The sequence below is a fragment of the Caenimonas sedimenti genome, from assembly GCF_007833165.1.
Classification (GTDB): Bacteria; Pseudomonadota; Gammaproteobacteria; order Burkholderiales; family Burkholderiaceae_C; genus Ramlibacter; species Ramlibacter sedimenti.
Window position 1 is genome coordinate 209,099 of sequence record NZ_VOBQ01000013.1, and the last position, 16,859, is coordinate 225,957.

Annotated in this window: 14 protein-coding genes; 3 read left to right on the plus strand and 11 right to left on the minus strand. The window is 65.5% G+C overall.

The features are described 5' to 3' along the window. The gene (locus tag FN976_RS17280; RefSeq protein ID WP_145894284.1) at nucleotides 1–2,733 is read right to left on the minus strand and encodes a GAF domain-containing protein; all 2,733 of its coding nucleotides are present in this window, start codon (nucleotides 2,731–2,733) and stop codon (nucleotides 1–3) included. Nucleotides 2,734–2,865: 132 nt separating this feature from the next. Further along, nucleotides 2,866–3,339, minus strand: coding sequence for a PAS domain-containing protein (locus FN976_RS17285; RefSeq protein ID WP_145894285.1), 474 nt, complete (start codon nucleotides 3,337–3,339; stop codon nucleotides 2,866–2,868). A 270-nt stretch (nucleotides 3,340–3,609) separates the two neighbouring features. Between FN976_RS17285 and FN976_RS17290 the strand changes: the two genes are divergently transcribed. After that, nucleotides 3,610–5,025, plus strand: coding sequence for a 7TM diverse intracellular signaling domain-containing protein (locus FN976_RS17290; RefSeq protein ID WP_145894286.1), 1,416 nt, complete (start codon nucleotides 3,610–3,612; stop codon nucleotides 5,023–5,025). A 254-nt stretch (nucleotides 5,026–5,279) separates the two neighbouring features. Here FN976_RS17290 and FN976_RS17295 read toward each other — a convergent pair whose 3' ends face one another. Then, the gene (locus FN976_RS17295; protein ID WP_145894287.1) at nucleotides 5,280–6,581 is read right to left on the minus strand and encodes a tyrosine-type recombinase/integrase; all 1,302 of its coding nucleotides are present in this window, start codon (nucleotides 6,579–6,581) and stop codon (nucleotides 5,280–5,282) included. Between the two features lie 447 nt (nucleotides 6,582–7,028). Between FN976_RS17295 and FN976_RS17305 the strand changes: the two genes are divergently transcribed. Next, complete coding sequence (locus FN976_RS17305) at nucleotides 7,029–7,247, plus strand: hypothetical protein (RefSeq protein WP_145894288.1); 219 nt, start codon at nucleotides 7,029–7,031, stop codon at nucleotides 7,245–7,247. Nucleotides 7,248–7,284: 37 nt separating this feature from the next. Beyond that, nucleotides 7,285–7,857 (plus strand): GAF domain-containing protein, encoded by a 573-nt coding sequence (locus tag FN976_RS17310; protein ID WP_186510937.1) that lies wholly within the window; start codon nucleotides 7,285–7,287, stop codon nucleotides 7,855–7,857. Here FN976_RS17310 and FN976_RS17315 read toward each other — a convergent pair. The 8 genes from FN976_RS17315 to dapC are packed head-to-tail and all read right to left on the minus strand — an operon-like array spanning nucleotide 7,841 to nucleotide 16,859. Then, nucleotides 7,841–8,359, minus strand: coding sequence for a hypothetical protein (locus tag FN976_RS17315; RefSeq protein ID WP_145894289.1), 519 nt, complete (start codon nucleotides 8,357–8,359; stop codon nucleotides 7,841–7,843). The two genes, FN976_RS17310 and FN976_RS17315, sit on opposite strands and share 17 nt — an antisense overlap. 36 nt (nucleotides 8,360–8,395) lie before the next feature. Continuing rightward, nucleotides 8,396–10,369, minus strand: a complete 1,974-nt coding sequence (locus FN976_RS17320; RefSeq protein ID WP_145894290.1) for an ABC-F family ATP-binding cassette domain-containing protein — start codon at nucleotides 10,367–10,369, stop codon at nucleotides 8,396–8,398. After that, nucleotides 10,366–11,607 carry a cystathionine gamma-synthase family protein gene (locus tag FN976_RS17325; RefSeq protein ID WP_145894291.1) on the minus strand — a complete coding sequence of 414 codons (1,242 nt, stop codon included), beginning with the start codon at nucleotides 11,605–11,607 and terminating at the stop codon, nucleotides 10,366–10,368. Before FN976_RS17325 ends, FN976_RS17320 begins: the two co-directional genes overlap by 4 nt. A gap of 13 nt (nucleotides 11,608–11,620) precedes the next feature. Beyond that, on the minus strand, nucleotides 11,621–12,490 hold the full coding sequence (prmB, locus tag FN976_RS17330) for a 50S ribosomal protein L3 N(5)-glutamine methyltransferase (protein WP_145894292.1): 870 nt from the start codon (nucleotides 12,488–12,490) through the stop codon (nucleotides 11,621–11,623). Beyond that, nucleotides 12,487–13,641, minus strand: a complete 1,155-nt coding sequence (gene dapE, locus FN976_RS17335; RefSeq protein ID WP_145894293.1) for a succinyl-diaminopimelate desuccinylase — start codon at nucleotides 13,639–13,641, stop codon at nucleotides 12,487–12,489. The genes prmB and dapE overlap by 4 nt, the downstream gene beginning before the upstream one ends. Nucleotides 13,642–13,645: 4 nt before the next feature. Then, complete coding sequence (locus FN976_RS17340; protein ID WP_145894294.1) at nucleotides 13,646–14,791, minus strand: PilT/PilU family type 4a pilus ATPase; 1,146 nt, start codon at nucleotides 14,789–14,791, stop codon at nucleotides 13,646–13,648. A 47-nt stretch (nucleotides 14,792–14,838) separates the two neighbouring features. Then, nucleotides 14,839–15,663: a 2,3,4,5-tetrahydropyridine-2,6-dicarboxylate N-succinyltransferase gene (gene dapD / locus FN976_RS17345; RefSeq protein WP_145894295.1), complete on the minus strand. Its 825-nt coding sequence runs from the start codon at nucleotides 15,661–15,663 to the stop codon at nucleotides 14,839–14,841. After that, a complete protein-coding gene (gene dapC / locus FN976_RS17350) occupies nucleotides 15,660–16,859 on the minus strand; it encodes a succinyldiaminopimelate transaminase (RefSeq protein ID WP_145894296.1) in 1,200 nt (399 codons plus the stop codon). Before dapC ends, dapD begins: the two co-directional genes overlap by 4 nt.

A 16,859-nucleotide genomic window follows, 5' to 3' on the forward strand; every position in this document is an offset into this window, starting at 1 on the left:
CTATGCTTCCCCGGTCGGCAGCTGTCCGTTCCGGCTGAGCTGCAAGGCGGCGATGGCCGCGACCACTTCCGCCGGGTTCAGGGGCTTTGCCAGATGGAGGTCGTAGCCCGCATCGTGCGCCCGCTGCCGATCCTCGGGTCGCACGAAGGCGGTCATCGCGATGGCTGGAATCGCCCGAAGCGGGTTTTGCTTGTCGCCGCGGATCGAGCGAATCAACTGGTAGCCATCCACCTCGGGCATGCCGATGTCGGAGAGCAGAACAGCCGGCTGGAACTGCGCGAGGATGGCCAGAGCGCGGCGTGCGCCGTCGGCTGTCTGCACGGTGGCGCCGTGATCCTGCAGCACCTGGGCGAGCAACTCGCGAGAGTCGGCTTCATCTTCGACCACCAGCACTTTCAGGCCCGCGAGGTTGGTGTCATCGGTTTTCGGCGTGGGCTCGCCGGCGACCGGAGAACTCATGCTCTCGAGGATCGGCAGGCGAACCTCGAAGCGGGAGCCCCGGCCTTCCCCGGCACTGTGCGCGCGGACGGATCCGCCGTGCTGGGAGACGAGATGGCGCACGATGGAAAGACCCAGACCCAGTCCGCCGAATCGGCGCGTCGTGGAACTGTCGCCCTGCCGGAAGCGTTCAAAGATGGTCTCCAGCACCTCGGCGCGAATGCCGGCGCCCGAATCCTCGACCGAAATGACCGCCCAATCGCCTTCCTGCCGAACCCGCACATGGACCCTCCCCCCGGGTGGGGTGAACTTGGATGCGTTCGACAGCAGGTTCCACACGACCTGCTGCAGCCGCGACGCATCCCCGGCCACGAGGCCCGCGCTTTCAAAGTCCTGCGAGAGCTCCACCTCTTTCGCGGCGAGCGCCGGCCGGATCATGTCGATGGCCGCCTGCACAAAAGCGACGGGCGAGACAGGCTGCCGGTCGATCACCAGCTTGCCTGCGCGGATCCGGCTGATGTCGAGAAGGTCTTCGATCAGCTGCACCTGAGCCTTCGTGCTTCGGTCAATGACTTCCACTCCCTTCAGCAGTTCAGGCTGGCTTGCGCCAAGTTTCGCTCGCAGGATGTGGACCCAGCCCGTGATGGCTGACAGCGGCGTCCTCAACTCATGCGACAGGGTCGCCAAAAACTCCTCCTTCATCGAGTTCGCGCGCTCGGCTTCCATCCGTGCCGAGCGTTCGCTCTCCAGCAATTGGCGCCGCTCCTCGGCGAGCTTCTGCGACTGCTCGTACAAGCGTGCGTTGTCGATCGCGATGGCCGCCTGACTCGCGATACCGACGGTGAGGCGCTCGCTGCGGCTGTTGAAGACACCGGGCTCCGGATGGCCGAAGAACAGTCCACCGATGGGTTCTCCCGAGCGGGAAATGACCGGAACGGCCAGATAACTCCTGACGGGCAAGTGATTCCGGGGCATTCCGTGATGCGGGGCCCATTGGCCATAGCGCGGATCCAGCAGCACGTCGTCGATGCGCACCGGCGGTTCGCCGCGGAAGGTCGGAGCGAACATCGGCGTCGGCCGAGGATGGCCAAATTGTTCGAAGGCTTCACGCGGCGCGCCGGACAGGGTGTACAGCACGTACGCCTCGCCGTCCTCGGCGACGCCGTTGTAGAAGAAGGCGCCGAACTTCGCGCCTGTCAGCTCCGTCGCCGCGTCCGTCACGCGCTGGAGGACCGTCTGGATGTCGAGCTCGCGCGTCAAGGTGTCCCCAGTGCGGTTCAGGATTTCCAGCAGCCGAGCCTCCTCGCGATTGGCGGACGCCGCGCGAATCCGCTCCAGCGATTCCCAGCAACGGGCGACGACGGTCTGCACCAGCTCGATTTCCGCCGGGGTCCATCGGCGGGGCGTGGACTGGTGCACTGCCATGGCCGCGACCAGCCGCCCGCGCTTGTGCAAGGGCACGCAGACGACCGATCGAATCTGCGTCGACCGGAACGCAGACAAGTCGGTGCCGGCCGTCAAGGGGTCCGTGTCCACATCGAAGTTCACGTACGGCTCGCCGGCGCGCATGAGCTCAAGCACGCGGCTGCCGAAGTCGGCGAACCGGTACTGGCCAACGATGCTCGCCACGCCATCCACGAAGTCTCCAAGCAGGTCGAACCGGTCTTCGTCTTCGCGAACGCTCGCATAGGCGCATCGGCTCGCCGCAAGGTGCCTGCCGAGCATCTCGGCTGTCACCCGCATCGCCGCCTGAGGGTCTTCGAGATCACGCAGCGACTGCGAGAGGTCGTCCAGGAACCTGAGACGCCGCTCGTTGAGGACGCGGGCAGTTGTCTCCGCAAATGTCACCATGACGCCGCTGGGCCGGCCGGAATCATCCTTGACCGGGCTGTAGGAAAAGTTGAAGTAGCAATCCTCCGGGTAACCGAAACGCTCGATCGTGAGCTTGAAGTCGTCGAAGCCGACCGGCTTTCCGTCGAGGACTCCTGCCCACATGGGACCGATGGTTGGCCAGATTTCGTCCCAGGTTTCCGGCGTGGGCCGCCCCAGGGCGGCGGGATGCTTGTTGCCGAGGATCGGTCGATAGGCATCGTTGTAGAACTGCGTGAGCCCGTCGCCCCATGCGATGTACATCGGCAGTTGGCATTGCAGCAGCGCGGCAACGAGAGTCCTGAGACTGGCTGGCCAGGTGTGAGGGGCCCCGACTTGCGTCGTGCTCCAGTCGTGCGCCCGCATCAGGGCGCCAAGCTCGCCGCCGTCCTGCAGGAAGTAAGGAGCGTCGTTGGTTGGGGTCAAGGCAAACTGCTCCTGCGATGGCGGCAGTCTAGCGGGGTCGAGCCGCCTCGTGGGGACGCAGGATTACCATTCAGTATGGATGAGCTGACGGCCGATGCCGCGGCTCGAAGGAGCCGGTGCGGGTTGCGCGCGCTACGGAGAGCGAGAAGGTTCCTGGAATTCTGAAGTAGCGACCAATGTCATCACGCCGCGCAAGCGGATCGGCACTTTCAACGGCCCTTTGATGACGTGCACCATGTCGTGCAGGACGACGACGCGTCCATCGGCGCACGTCGCGCGATACTGGAAGTCATGATCGCGTCCCTTGGCGGTGGCGAGCGCGCAGAATGCAACTGCGTTCGTCTGATCGTCAGGATGCACCACCGAATGCGCCCAGAATCCGAGTTCCAACCAGCGCGACACGGGATATCCCAGCACATCCTCCGCGCATTTGCTGACATAGGTGAACTGGAACGTGTCCGGATCGCCTTCCCAGACGATGACCGGCGGATCGAACAGCGCCAACGCGCGCTGCTCAACGTCAGCGATGCTGCCGGCGGATGAACCGAAGACATCCGCAAGGGTGCGCTGCAATCGCGCGTCAACCTCCGCAATGTCGGTTTTCATTCCGGGAGCGTACAACGTTTCGACCAGCTTGTGGGGCTGCCAAGCCCTCTACGAGCGCGACCCAAATGGCGCGAGATCCGCTCTGGTGCGGGATAGTCCCTAATACCGAAGGCGACAACTGCTGCCATTCTGCATCCGTTGCGTCGCAAGAAGCCACATGCCTTCGCCCGGAACTGGGGCCACGAGCATTTCGCAGTCTTTGAACCGGAGCGCGAAGCTTCGTCCAAGCGAACTCTGCGCCAAATTGGGGGCAGGGTAGGCGTACTTGTGTTGGCCGCCGCCCTGCACGGAAACGTGACAGCGGACACGATCCCGACAGTGCGCGCTGAAGGCCATGCGTGGTCCTCGGCACGAGCGGGCCACCGCGTACCGCTAGCCGATTGGCCCGTCTACGGCCAGTTTCCAACCTTCCTGCCCCCGATGATCAAACGACATTTGGATCTGAAGATCGTCGTCGAGGACACTGCAACCTCGAATGCGCATGTGGCGGCATGGCCGCGCTCGCGCCACGACGAGGTGAAACTGAGGCAGGCCAACCTCTCCGGCGTGGTGATCGGCATGGGCCTGATGACCCTGGTGATCTGCCTGATCTCCGCATTCACCCAGCGCACCCGCTCCTCCGGACTGGGTGTCGCGTATGCCGCCATCGCCGTTCTGACCGTCATCGCCTTTGATGACTATGGCGCAAGCTGGCTCTATCCCGACTGGCCTCGGCTGAACGACGACTCGAAGGTTGTTTTCCCCGTGCTGCTGACCGCAATTCTGTTCTGGTGGATGTTGCGTCAGTTCGACCGGCTGCCGCCTGGGCGTTGGCGCGACCGCAGCGTGTCGACGGTGATTGCGCTGGCTCTGCTCGTCATCGCTTTTGGCGTCCAGGAGACGCTGCTCCCCTGGCGCTGGCCCCTGCTGGCCGGCTTCGTGTGCGTCTGCGTCGCCGCCATGGTAGCGATGTGGATCGTCAGCTGGCTTCGCGGAGGGCGCTATCTGGCCTGGCTTGCCAGTGCGCTGGCGCTATTCGCCGCATCCTTGGTGGTCGCGTTTGCCGACGGGGTTGTCTGGAACGGGCTGGAGATGAAGTCCGCGGGGGCGGGATGCGCGCTGTTCGGCAGCGTCCTCGTCCTGCGCCACGCCCAGTTCCAGCGGCTTCGCTATGGCCGTGACGCGCTCGGCGTCGAGGCGCGGCGGGGCACGCGCGATCGCCTCACAGCTCTGCTCTCCTACCGCGGTCTGCATCAAGAGTGTCAACGAATGCAGTTGCGTCTGGGCGCCGGCGATCATCAGACACTTTGTGCGCTGCTGCTGGTCTTATGCAACGCGGACCGAACCGGCGAGAGCCTGGGCTTCGAGCTCACGGACGAGGTTCTGCTGCAGCTTGCATCGGCCATGCAGGCGGCGCTTGGTGAGGACTGGTCCATCGCCCGGCTGAGCAAAGGGCACTTCGCGGCGCTTGCTGTCGTCAGTCAGGCCGAGCGCGAAGGCGTGGCCGTGGCCGCGAGCCGACTGCTGGCCGCGTGTGCCCGGGTCACAAGCCCGCTGGACGTTGTAGGCGATCTGGACTTGCGAATCGCGTACCAATGCGGGCTCGGTTTGGGCACGGACCTCTCGCACGTTCTGAGCGAGATGGATGATTGTGGCCGCGCGCTGCAAGGCGGCAAGCGGATCATCGAAGTCGTGCCGTCCCATTGATCACCAGCGTGAACGGAAGGACAGCGAGGGCGAGAATTCCGTGCATGGCATCTGAGGGCGCCGGTCGGTCAAACCTCTTGTTTCCACAGAGTCGATTCGAACAGGGAATTGGTCGGCTCTGCCGAGATCCGATATGCTGGCGCTCGGCTTGAGGGAACTCGACCCCTGAGAACGTCAAAAACTCCTGAACAGGTTTTGCGGCCCCAGAGGGACCCTTCCAAGAAAAATCAACAACTTGCGCAAGCGCAGCGAAGCTACGAACCAACGGGTCGTGCCGTAGGCCGTTCCAGCTTCCTGTGCAATACAGTCAATGCGTGACGCTTCTCTGCCAAGTATTCGTGCGCGTCATAGTGCGTCGCCTGGACTCCGCTGATTCCGTGCGACTGAAGCTGGCCTCGGATATGCAAGGGGATGCCTGCCGCAGCCAGCAAGGTCTCCACACCAGAGCGAACTCTCTTGAGCTGGAATCCATCGATCCCCGCGCTCTTGCCAATCTCTCCTGCCCATGCTGAGAGGCTGGTCGGATGCATTGGCGTAATACCACCGTCCGTGCTGAAGATGAAGCCCTCAGTGGACAGCATCTTGAGCTCCTTCCGGATTGCCCCCGTCAGCGGAATTAAATGTTCACGGGCTTCGTCGCGATTCCCCTTGCCATCCCACAGGCGAAGCCGATCGTCGCTGAGGTCTCGCTCGGCGGTGGCCCGCATTAGCTGTGCGGCTCTTTGTGCACCCGTCAGCAGGTGCACGCGAAGCGCAGCACCGGCCGTGCTCGGATCCGTCTTCAGCGCGGCCCAGTACCTGAGGATTTCAGTTTCTGACAGCGGGCGCTTGTCCGGCCTGGTCTTGATCGGTGCGGTGCTGGCGACAGGGTTGTCGGTGATGCCGAAGGCCACAAAAGACGCAGGCAGCGTAGAGTCGGAGTCGGCGCGGCTTGCCCGCGTATAGGCAGCCCGCAAATAGGCTCTGAACTTGCGCGCCGTGGTCTTCTTCCCGGCTTCCACAAGCCTGCGCTGGACGGCGACGATGCTGGCCTTGCTCACCTCGGAGGCCACTGTCTCAGCCAGGTCAGGGAAGGGGTCGAGCAGATGGTTGTCGAAAATGCCCTCCGCATCCCGCCATGACGACTTACCCTCGCTCTTCAAGTAACTGCAGTAGGTCGAACAGAGCTTTCTCAGCGTCTGCTCCCGCATTCCTTCGGCCACTTCCATCCGCTTGGCTTCGGCTGCCCGTCGTTCCGCCTCTTGCCTCTCCAGCTCGCGAGGATCCTTTCCCGTGTCGACCAGCACTCGCAGCCTGTTGGCCTCGGTGCGCGCATCCTCGATGGACCAGGACCGCACATCGCCAATGGTTCGCCGAATGGTGTCTCGGCCAAGTTTGGCTTCAAATACGAAGGACTTGGCGCCAGCGCCGGTCACCCGAACGCGCAGACCTGGGGCCTTCCGGTCTCGAAGGAACGCCTGGGATTTGTCGGCAGGGCAATGCAGGCGCGCAATCAGGCCGGCCGTGAGCTCGTGGCTGCTTGCGAGATCGATGGGTGTATCGTGTCGTGGGCGCATATCCGTTGGTCCAGAAAGTCCGGTTCCATGTAGCCACCATGTAGCCACTTTTCAGATATTTTGCCCCATCTCGATCAACCCGAAAAGCGATCAAAGCCATCCTAAGTCATTGATTCATAAGGGGTTTGTCCAACCGAATCGAATCTGGCAGAATTCAGATCAACGTAGGAAGATCAGGACTTTTAATCCGTTGGTCGCAGGTTCGAATCCTGCACGTCCTACCAACAAAATCCGAAGGGATCGATCAGAAATGATCGGTCCCTTTTTCGTTGCCTTCGATATTTGCATGCGAGCCGTACGCCCCCCGCTGCCCACCCCTTCGCCGCTGGGTAAAGCCTGCGGCGCCCGTGAGCTAGTGCCGCTTTGGCGCATGGCGTGGAGCGGCGTGGCGGTGAGGGACGTCCCGTCCGCCCATAGACTTGCCGCATGGAGCTTCCAAGCCCATCGATGGACGAGCTGATCGCCACCGCGCGACGTGCAGCCGCCATGGCGGAGGAAAAGTACGCCGCTTTCCTGGCGGCGTGCGGCAATGACGGCGACCTCGCCCAGGTGGATGGAGCGCGGGTGGATATGGAGGCACATTGCGATCTGTGCGAAGCCGTGACCAGCCGACTGATGGAGGCGCTGCAACGCCTCGTGGTTCCGCTTGGGCGCTCGCCACAGTAGCGCCCCGCACCCGCTGGGGCATGCACAATCCGTCCCCATGCTCCAAGACTACGACCCCGACGATCTGCAAGTCCGCGTGGCCGAACTGATGGTGGCGACGGCCGATGAATCGGATGCCCACCTCGACGGTTGCATCCACGACGTCCTCAAGCTGCTGCGCGCCAAGATGAAGATGGACGTCGTCTTCGTCTCCGAATTCACGGGCGGCCAGCGGGTGTTCCGGCAGGTCGAGCAAGGTCCCGAGGCGTTGCTCGCCGAGGGTGCCGGAGACCCCATCGAGGAGAGCTGGTGCCAGCGCGTCGTCGATGGCCGCCTGCCTGAATTCATCGCGGATGCCAAGCCGCTCCAAGCCGCTGGCGTGGCGCCCGCCACGCCGTTTTCCATCGGCACGCACATCAGCACGCCGGTGAAGCTGCCGAACGGTGAGCTCTACGGCACCTTGTGCTGTTTCAGCTTCGCGCCCGAGGGTGATGCAAGCGAAGCCGATCTGCGCAAGCTGCGCTACACGGCGGAACTGACCGGCCAGCGGCTGCAGGCTTCACGGCAACGCGCCCTGGATGCACTTTCGCTCCAGCCGTTGGCCGAAGGCAGACTCAAGCGTCCGAGCTGATCACCGTGGGCGAGGGCGCCGGCAACAGCAGGTCGGCCTGCTTGCACACCAGCACGCAGTCGCGGATGTGCTCCTCACCCAGGTAGCGGATCGCCGTGTAGCCGATCAGTGCGGCAAGCGCCTGGCCGGCCAGCGGCACGTACTTGGCCGCCTGCTTGGCGGTCATCCGCGCGCCCACGGCCGCCGCGACGCGGATCACGAGTTCACGGGTGATGAACTTTCCGATCACCATCGACCCCACCACGCTCACCGCCTTCTGCACCTGCTCGCGCTTGTGCTTCGGCAGCCGCTCCACCTGTTCCGCGGTCAAGCCGAATTCCGCGCTGATGGCCGGCAGCAGTTTCGACAGCAGCGCGGCATCCACCAGCCAGTCGAGCCCCGGGACGGGCACCGCACTCGCGGCGGCGCCCATCATCGCGCGCTTGTTCAGCAACTTGCGGGCGCGGCGCACGGCCTCCTGCATCTGCGGGTTGCCGGCGGCGAGTTGGAGGGCGGTGGGCATGATGCGAAGCTCAGGGCGCAGTCATCATAGACAAAGTCAGCCGGTGGCGGCAGCGGCCGTCTCGATGTCGCCGGAGAGCGCCAGCCAGCGTTCCTCCAGCGCGTCCAGCTCGTCGGTGATGGCCTTGAGGCGCCTCCCGGCGTCCGCCATGTCTTGCGCGGCCAAGGTCCCGTTCAGCTTTTCCTCGACGCCGGCCTTCTCCTGCTGCAGCGAAGCCATGCGGCGCTCCGCCTGCTCCAGCTCCTTCTTCAACGGCTTCAAGCGCGCCGCCAATTGCTGGCGCTGCTGGGCCTGGGCCTTGCGCTGCTCCTGAGGATTGCCGCGGGGCTCGGCCGGTGGTGGCGGGGCGACGGCGGCTGCTGGGAGCGCACCAGATGGCGCGCCACCTTTGGCAACCTGATCCCGGAGCCGCTTGGCTTCGTCCAGCAGGTACTTCTGGTAATCGTCCAGGTCCCCATCGAACGGGCCGATGACGCCCCGCCCGACCAGCCAGAACTCGTCGCACACCGCGCGCAGCAGTGCACGGTCGTGGCTGACCAGCATGACGGTGCCCTCGAACTCGTTCAGAGCCATGCCCAACGCTTCGCGCGTGTTCAGGTCGAGGTGGTTGGTGGGCTCGTCCAGCAGCAGCAGGTTGGGGCGCTGCCAGACGATCATGGCCAGCACCAGCCGCGCCTTCTCGCCGCCGCTCATCGTGCCGACTGCCTGCTGCACCATGTCGCCGCTGAAGAGGAACTGGCCGAGGAAATTGCGCAGGTCCTGTTCGCGCGAAGACTGCCCGAGCGCCGCGCCGGTGTCACGCGCCAGGCGGATCATGTGCTCCAGCGGCGTGTCCTGCGGGCGCAGCACGTCGAGCTCCTGCTGCGCGAAGTAGCCGATGGCCAGGCCCTTGCCTTCGGTGATGTTGCCCGCCATGGGCGGCATGGTCCGGGCGATGGTCTTCACCAGCGTCGACTTGCCCTGGCCGTTGGCGCCCAGGATGCCGATGCGCTGGCCCGCCATCACCGACCGGTTCACGCCGCTCAGGATGACGTTGTCTTCGCCGTAGCCGAACGCCGCGTCGCTGATCGCCAGCATGGGGTTCGGCAGGTTGGCCGGCTCCTTGAACTCGAAGGTGAACTCCGCGTTCGCCAGCACCGGCGCGATCTTCTCCATGCGCTCCAGCGCCTTGACGCGGCTTTGCGCCTGCTTGGCCTTGCTGGCCTTGGCCTTGAAGCGGTCGATGAACTTCTGCAGGTGGGCGATCTTGTCCTTCTGCTTGGAGAAGGCGGCCGACTGCTGCTCCAGCTGCTGCGCGCGCAACAGCTCGAAGCCGCTGTAGTTGCTGCCATAGCGCGTGAGCTGCTGCTGCTCGATGTGCAGAGTGACGCCCGTGACGGCGTCGAGGAATTCGCGGTCGTGGCTGATGATGATCAGCGTGCCGGCATAGCGCTGCAGCCAGCCTTCCAGCCAGACCAGGGCATCCAGGTCCAGGTGGTTGGTGGGTTCGTCCAGCAGGAGCAGGTCGGACGGGCTCATCAGCGCCCGTGCCAGCTGCAGGCGCATCCGCCAGCCGCCGGAGAAGCTGTTCACCGGCTGGTCGAGTTCGTGCGGGCGGAAACCCAGCCCGAGGATCAGCGACTGGGCCCGGGGCCCGGCGTCGTGCTCTCCGGCATCTGCCAGGTCGGAATGGGCATGCGCGATCGCGTAGCCGTCGCCGCTTTCCTCCGCGCGCGTGAGTTCATCGCGCAGCGCCATCAGGCGCGTGTCGCCGGCGAGCACGAAGGCGGTGGCCGCCTCGTCTGTCTCCGGCATGTTCTGCGCGACTTCGGCCTTCTGCCAGTGCGCCGGCAGCGAGAAGTCGCCGGCGTCCTCGTGCAGGGTGCCGTTCAGCAACGCGAACAGAGTGGACTTGCCCGCACCGTTGCGGCCGACCAGGCCGACCTTCTCGCCGGGGTTGATGGTGACCGAAACGCGATCGAGCAGCACCTTGGCGCCGCGGCGCAAGGTGACGTTGCGCAGCTGGATCACTTGTTGCCCAGCTTCGAGAAGGCCTGCTCGAAGTCGGCCAGCAGGTCGGCTTCGGCCTCGATGCCCACCGACACGCGGATCAGCGAGTCGGCGATCTGCATGCTCTGGCGCATCTGCTCGCCCATCTCCCAGAAGATGGTCCGGGCGGCCGGCAGGGCCAGCGTGCGGTTGTCGCCGAGGTGGCTCGACTTGATGACGAGTTCCAGCGCGTTCAGCACGTCGAACGGGTCGACACCGTCCACCGTTTCGAAGCTGAACAGCGCGCCGTAGCCGCTGAACAGGTCCGTGGCCCGCCCATGCTGGTCGTGGCTCTTCAATCCCGGGTAGTGCACGGCCGACACCAAGGGCGCGGCCTCCAGCCAGCGCGCCAGTGCCATGGCGTTGCCGCAGGCGCGCTCCATGCGCAGCGTGAGCGTTTCGGCGCCGGTTGCGATGCGATGGCCGTGCTCCGCGCTGAGCGTGCCGCCCAGGTCGCGCAAACCCTTCTTGCGGATCTGCAGCAGGCCCCAGTTCGCCTGGGCCCCCTTGCGATAGGCCGGCAGCAGGTTGGGGTACGCAGCCCAGTCATACAGCCCGGTGTCGCTCACCGAGCCGCCCAGGGCGTTGCCGTGGCCGCAGATCGCCTTGGAGAGCGAATGGATGACGAGTGACGCGCCCACGGCCTTGGGCCTGAACAGCCGCGGCGTGGTCAGTGTGTTGTCGACGATGTAGACGATCTGGCGCGCCGTGCACAGCTGGCCGATGCCGGCCAGGTCGGCCACCTGGGTGCGCGGGTTGGCGATGGTTTCCACGAACACCATGCGCGTCTCGGGGCGCAGCGCCTGTTCGACGTTCGCGGCATCGGTGGCGTCGACCAGGGTCACTTCGCAGCCCAGCTGGGTGAGGGTGCTGAACCAGCTGGCCGTGTTGCCGAACAGGAAGCGGCTTGCCACCACATGGTCGCCACGCTGGAGCAGCGCCGTCATGGTGGAAATGATCGCGGCCATGCCGGAGGCGAAGCTCACCGTGCCGACGGCGTCTTCCATCAGGGTGATCTTGGCTTCCAGCGCGGCGGTGGTCGGGTTGCCCTGGCGGCCGTAGACGTAGCCGCTCTTGTCGCCCTGGAACACGGCGGTGAGGTCTTCGGCACGCTCGTAGCCGTAGCCGGTCGCGATATGGAGGGGCTTGTGCGTGGCGCCATGCTCGGCGCCGGCAGCGCGGTCGGCGTGCAGGATGCGGGTGGAGATATCGCGGGTCATTGCCGCGATTTTCTCATCCCTGCGAGAGCAGCGCCTCCCGGGTCAGCAAGAGAACCTGATCCTCCCCGGCGCTGGTCTCCAGCCAGACGGCTTCCAGCTGGGGAAAAGCGGCCTCGAAGTGGTCCCGTTCATTGCCGATCTCCAGCACCAGTACCGCGTCCGGGCCCATGCGCGACGGCGCGTCCCGCAGCAGCCCGCGGATGAAATCCATGCCGTCCGGCCCGCCGGCGAGGGCCAGGCGAGGTTCGGCCAGGTACTCCGGCGGCAGCGCGCCCATGCTGCCTTCGCTCACGTAGGGCGGGTTGCACAGGATCAGGTCGTAGGGACCGGGCAGGGCCTGCAGGCCGTCCGACGGATGGACGGAGATCCGTTCCTCCAGTCCGTGTTTGCCCACATTGATCCGCGCCACCTCGAGGGCGTCCAGCGAGATGTCCGCCGCATCGACCAGCACGTCGGGGTAGGCCATGGCGGCCAGCACCGCCAGGCTGCCATTGCCGGTGCACAGGTCCAGCACCTGCCGCGTGCGGTCCGAGAGCCATGGGTCGATGCTGCCGTCGGCCAGCAACTCGGCGATGAAGCTGCGCGGGACGATGACGCGCTCGTCCACGTAGAAAGGCACGCCTTGCAGCCAGGCTTCGCGGGTCAGGTAGGCCGCCGGCTGGCGAGTGGCGATCCGTTTGTCGAGCAGTGCCTCCACGGCCGTCTGCTCCGCCGGGGTGACCGGGCGGCGTGCGTGGTCGTCCAGGCGATCGATCGGCAGCTGCAGCATCCACAGCACCAGCCAGGCTGCTTCATCGAACGCATCCACGGTGCCGTGGCCGAAGGACACGCCCGCGGCTGCGAGGCGCTCCGCCCCCGCTTCAACCAGCTCCAGCAGGTTCACGTCGCCGCCTGCGCGTCCAGGTTTTCCAGCACGCGCCGGTAGATGTTCTTCAGCGGCTCGATGTCCGCCACCCGCACGTGCTCGTCGATCTTGTGGATGCTGGCATTGAGCGGTCCGAACTCGATCACCTGCGGGCAGATGCGCGAGATGAAGCGGCCGTCGCTGGTGCCGCCGGTGGTGGAGAGCTCGGTCTCGAGGCCGGTTTCGTCGCGGATGGCGGCCTGTACGGCGCCCACCAGTTCGCCGGGCGTGGTCAGGAAGGGCTGGCCACCGACCGTCCAGGCCAGCTCGTAGTCGAGCGCATGGCGGTCGAGGATGTCATGCACGCGCTTCTGCAGGTCTTCGGCCGTGCTGACGCTCGCGAAGCGGAAGTTGAAATCCACCACCACCGTGCCCGGGATGATGTTGCCCGCGCCGGTGCCGCCGTGGATGTTGCTGATCTGCCAGCTGGTGGGCGGGAAGTAGTCGTTGCCCCAATCCCATTCGGTGGTCGCCATCTCATCGAGGGCGGGCAGCACCAGGTGGATGGGGTTCTTCGCGAGCTGGGGGTAGGCGATGTGGCCCTGGATGCCCTTGACCGTCAACTTGCCGGTCAGGCTGCCGCGCCGCCCGTTCTTGATCATGTCGCCCAGGCGCTCCACCGAAGTGGGCTCGCCAACGATGCAGTAGTCCAGCTGTTCGCCGCGTTCCTGCAGCCGCTGGCACACCACCACCGTGCCATCGACGCTGGGGCCCTCTTCGTCGGAGGTGAGCAGCAGGGCGATGGACAGGGCGGGATCGGGTTTTGCAGCCAGGAATTCTTCCACCGCGACCGTGAAGGCGGCGATCGAAGTCTTCATGTCCGCGGCGCCGCGCCCGTAGAGCAGGCCATCACGATGGCTGGGCACGAAGGGGTCGCTGTGCCACTGTTCCAATGGCCCGGTCGGCACCACGTCGGTGTGGCCCGCGAAGACCAGCGTGCGCGCGCCGCGGCCGGGTCGCCTGGCCCAGAGATTCGTGACCCGGAAACCGTCCGGGCCGCTCAGCATGGTTTCGCAGGCGAACCCGAGGGGCGCGAGACGCCCCGCCAAGATGGACTGGCACTCGCCGTCAGCCGGCGTGACGGTGCGCTGGGAGATGAGTTGTTCGGTAAGGCGAAGGGCGCTCGACATCCCGCTAGTGTTTCACGTCCAGCGTGATTTCGGTGAAGGAGGGTTCGTCGTCGACCTCTTCCTCCGCCTGCTGGTTGGGGTTGTTCCCCGTCGAGGTGTTCTGCAGCCGCCATTGCAGGTTGGTCGGCGAATCGGCGTAGGCCAGGCCTTCCTTCTTGTCGACGGTACCTTCCATGATCAGGCGGGCGATGTCCGCCTCGAAAGTCTGCGAGCCTTCGGCCATCGACTGCTCCATGGCCTCTTTCACGCCCGAGAAGTCGCCTTTCTCGATCAGGTCGGCCACCAGCTTGGTGTTCAGCATCACCTCCACCGCCGGGGCGCGGCCCCCGCTCACGGTGCGCAGCAGGCGCTGCGACACCACAGCCTTGAGTGCCGCGGCCAGGTCACCCAGCATGGTGGGACGCACCTCGACGGGGTAGAACGACAAGATGCGGTTCAGGGCCTGGTAACTGTTGTTCGCGTGCATCGTCGCCAGGCACAGGTGGCCCGACTGGGCGTAGGCGATGGCGGCGGACATGGTCTCGCGGTCGCGGATTTCACCGACCAGGATGACGTCGGGGGCCTGCCGCAGGGCGTTCTTCAAGGCGGTCTGCATCGACTGCGTGTCGCTGCCGACCTCCCGCTGGTTCACCACGCACTTCTTGTTGCGGAACAGGAATTCGACCGGGTCCTCGATGGTGAGGATGTGGCCAGCCATGTTCTCGTTGCGGTGGTCCATCATCGAAGCAAGCGTGGTGCTCTTGCCGGCGCCGGTGGAGCCCACCATCAGCAGCAGGCCGCGCTTGGCCATGATCAGTTCGGCCAGGATCATGGGCACGGACAGCGAGCCCAGCGGCGGGATGTCGGTCGCGATGTACCGGATGACGGCGGCGATGGTGCCGCGCTGCCGCATGGCGGAGAAGCGGAAGTTGCCGGCGCCCTCGACGGCGTGGGCCATGTTCAGCTCGCCGGTCTGGTCGAGTTCCTCGATGCGGTGGGCCGGCAGCACTTCGGCCAGCAGTTGGCGAGTGGCCTCCGGCGGCAGCATCTGGTTGTTGATCGGCAGACACTGCCCGTTGATCTTGATCATGGCCGGCGCGTGCGCCGACAGATAGACGTCCGAGGCCTTTTTCTCGGCCATCAAACGCAAGATCTTTTCCATCGTGGACATGGGACCCCTCCGTCCTTCGGTTACTTCCGCCTACCCCTGGCGCACGTTCAATCGCGCAACAGGTCGTTCAAGCTGGTTTTCGCGCGCGTCTGCGCATCGACCCGCTTGACGATGATTGCAGCATACAGGCTGTATTTGCCGCCGTCTTTGGGGAGACTCCCGGAAATGACCACCGAACCCGCCGGAATCCGGCCATAGGTCACGGCGCCCGTCGCCCGGTCGTAGATCGGGGTGCTCTGGCCCAGGTAGACGCCCATGGAAATCACCGAGTTCTCCTCGACGATCACCCCCTCCACCACCTCGGAGCGGGCGCCGATGAAGCAGTTGTCCTCGATGATCGTGGGGTTGGCCTGCAGGGGCTCCAGCACGCCACCCAGGCCGACGCCGCCGGAAAGGTGCACGTTCTTGCCCACCTGGGCGCAGGAACCGACGGTGGCCCAGGTGTCCACCATGGTGCCTTCGTCGACGTAGGCGCCGATGTTCACGTAACTGGGCATCAGGATGGCGCCCTTGGCGATGTAGCTGCCCCGCCGGGCGACCGCCGGCGGCACCACGCGCACGCCCGTGGCCGCCATTTCCTCGGGCGACAGGTGGGCGAACTTGGTCTGCACCTTGTCGTAGAAGCCCAGGTCGCCGGCCCGCATGACCTCGTTTTCCTTCAGCCGGAACGACAGCAGCACCGCCTTCTTGACCCACTGGTGCACCGTCCACTGGCCGACGCCTTCCCGGGTGGCGACCCGCAGGTGGCCGTTGTTCATCTCCGCGATGACGTGGTCCACGGCCTCCAGCACTTCCTTCGGGGCGGACTTGGGCGAGAGGGTTGCGCGGTTTTCCCACGCGTTGTCGATGGTTTGCTGCAGTTGCTGGCTCATGAAGTGACTTCGGATTTCCGGACGAATTGGACAATGCGCTGGGCGGCCTCCACGCATTCGGCGGTGTCGGCGACCAGGGCCAGGCGCACGCGGCCGGCGCCCGGATTGGTGCCGCCAGCCTCGCGGGCGAGGTAGCTGCCCGGCAGTACCGTTACATTGTATTGAGAGAGCAGCTCGCGGGCGAATTCCGTGTCGCTGCCCTTCACGCCGGCCCAGAGATAGAACGATGCGTCGGGCAGCCGGACGTCCAGCACTTGCGCGAGCAAGGGCGTGACTTCGGCGAATTTGCGGCGGTACTGCTCGCGGTTGGCCGCCACGTGCGCCTCATCGTTCCAGGCCGCCACGCTGGCCGCCTGGACCACCGGGCTCATCGCGCTGCCGTGGTATGTGCGATACAGCAGGAACTGCTTGATGCAGGCGGAGTCACCCGCGACGAAGCCGCTGCGCAGGCCCGGCACGTTGCTGCGCTTGGACAGGCTGGTGAACGAGACCAGCCGGGGAAACTCGGTTCGGCCCAGCTTGCGGGCGGCTTCCAGGCCGCCCAGCGGCGGGGTGTCGCCGAAGTAGATTTCGCTGTAGCACTCGTCCGAGGCGATCACGAAGCCATGGCGGTCGGAAAGCTCGAACAGCTTTTTCCACTCCTCGAGGGGCATCACCGCGCCCGTGGGGTTGCCCGGGGAGCAGACAAAAATCAGCTGCGTGCGGTTCCAGATCTCCGTAGGCACGGCGTCCCAGTCGACGGCGAAGTTGCGCGCGGGGTCGCTGGGCGCGTAGTAGGCCTGCGCCCCTGCCAGCAGGGCTGCGCCTTCGTAGATCTGGTAGAACGGATTGGGGCAGACGACGACCGCATCCCGGGTGGGGTCGATCACCGTCTGCGCGAATGCGAACAGGGCTTCGCGCGACCCGTTCACCGGCAGCATCTGCGTGTTCGCATCCACCCCCAGCAGGCCATAGCGCACTTGCAGCCAGTGGCGGAATGCTTCGCGCAGCTTGGGCTCGCCGGCCGTCGCCGGGTAGACCGAGAGCCCCGCGAGCGAGCCGGTCAGCGCCTCCTTGATGAATTCCGGCGTGGCGTGTTTCGGCTCGCCGATGCCCAGGCTGATGGGGCGGTAGGCCGGGTTGGGCGTGACCCCGGCGAACAGTTGCCGCAGCCGTTCGAAGGGATAGGGCTGCAGCCGGGACAACAGGGGGTTCAT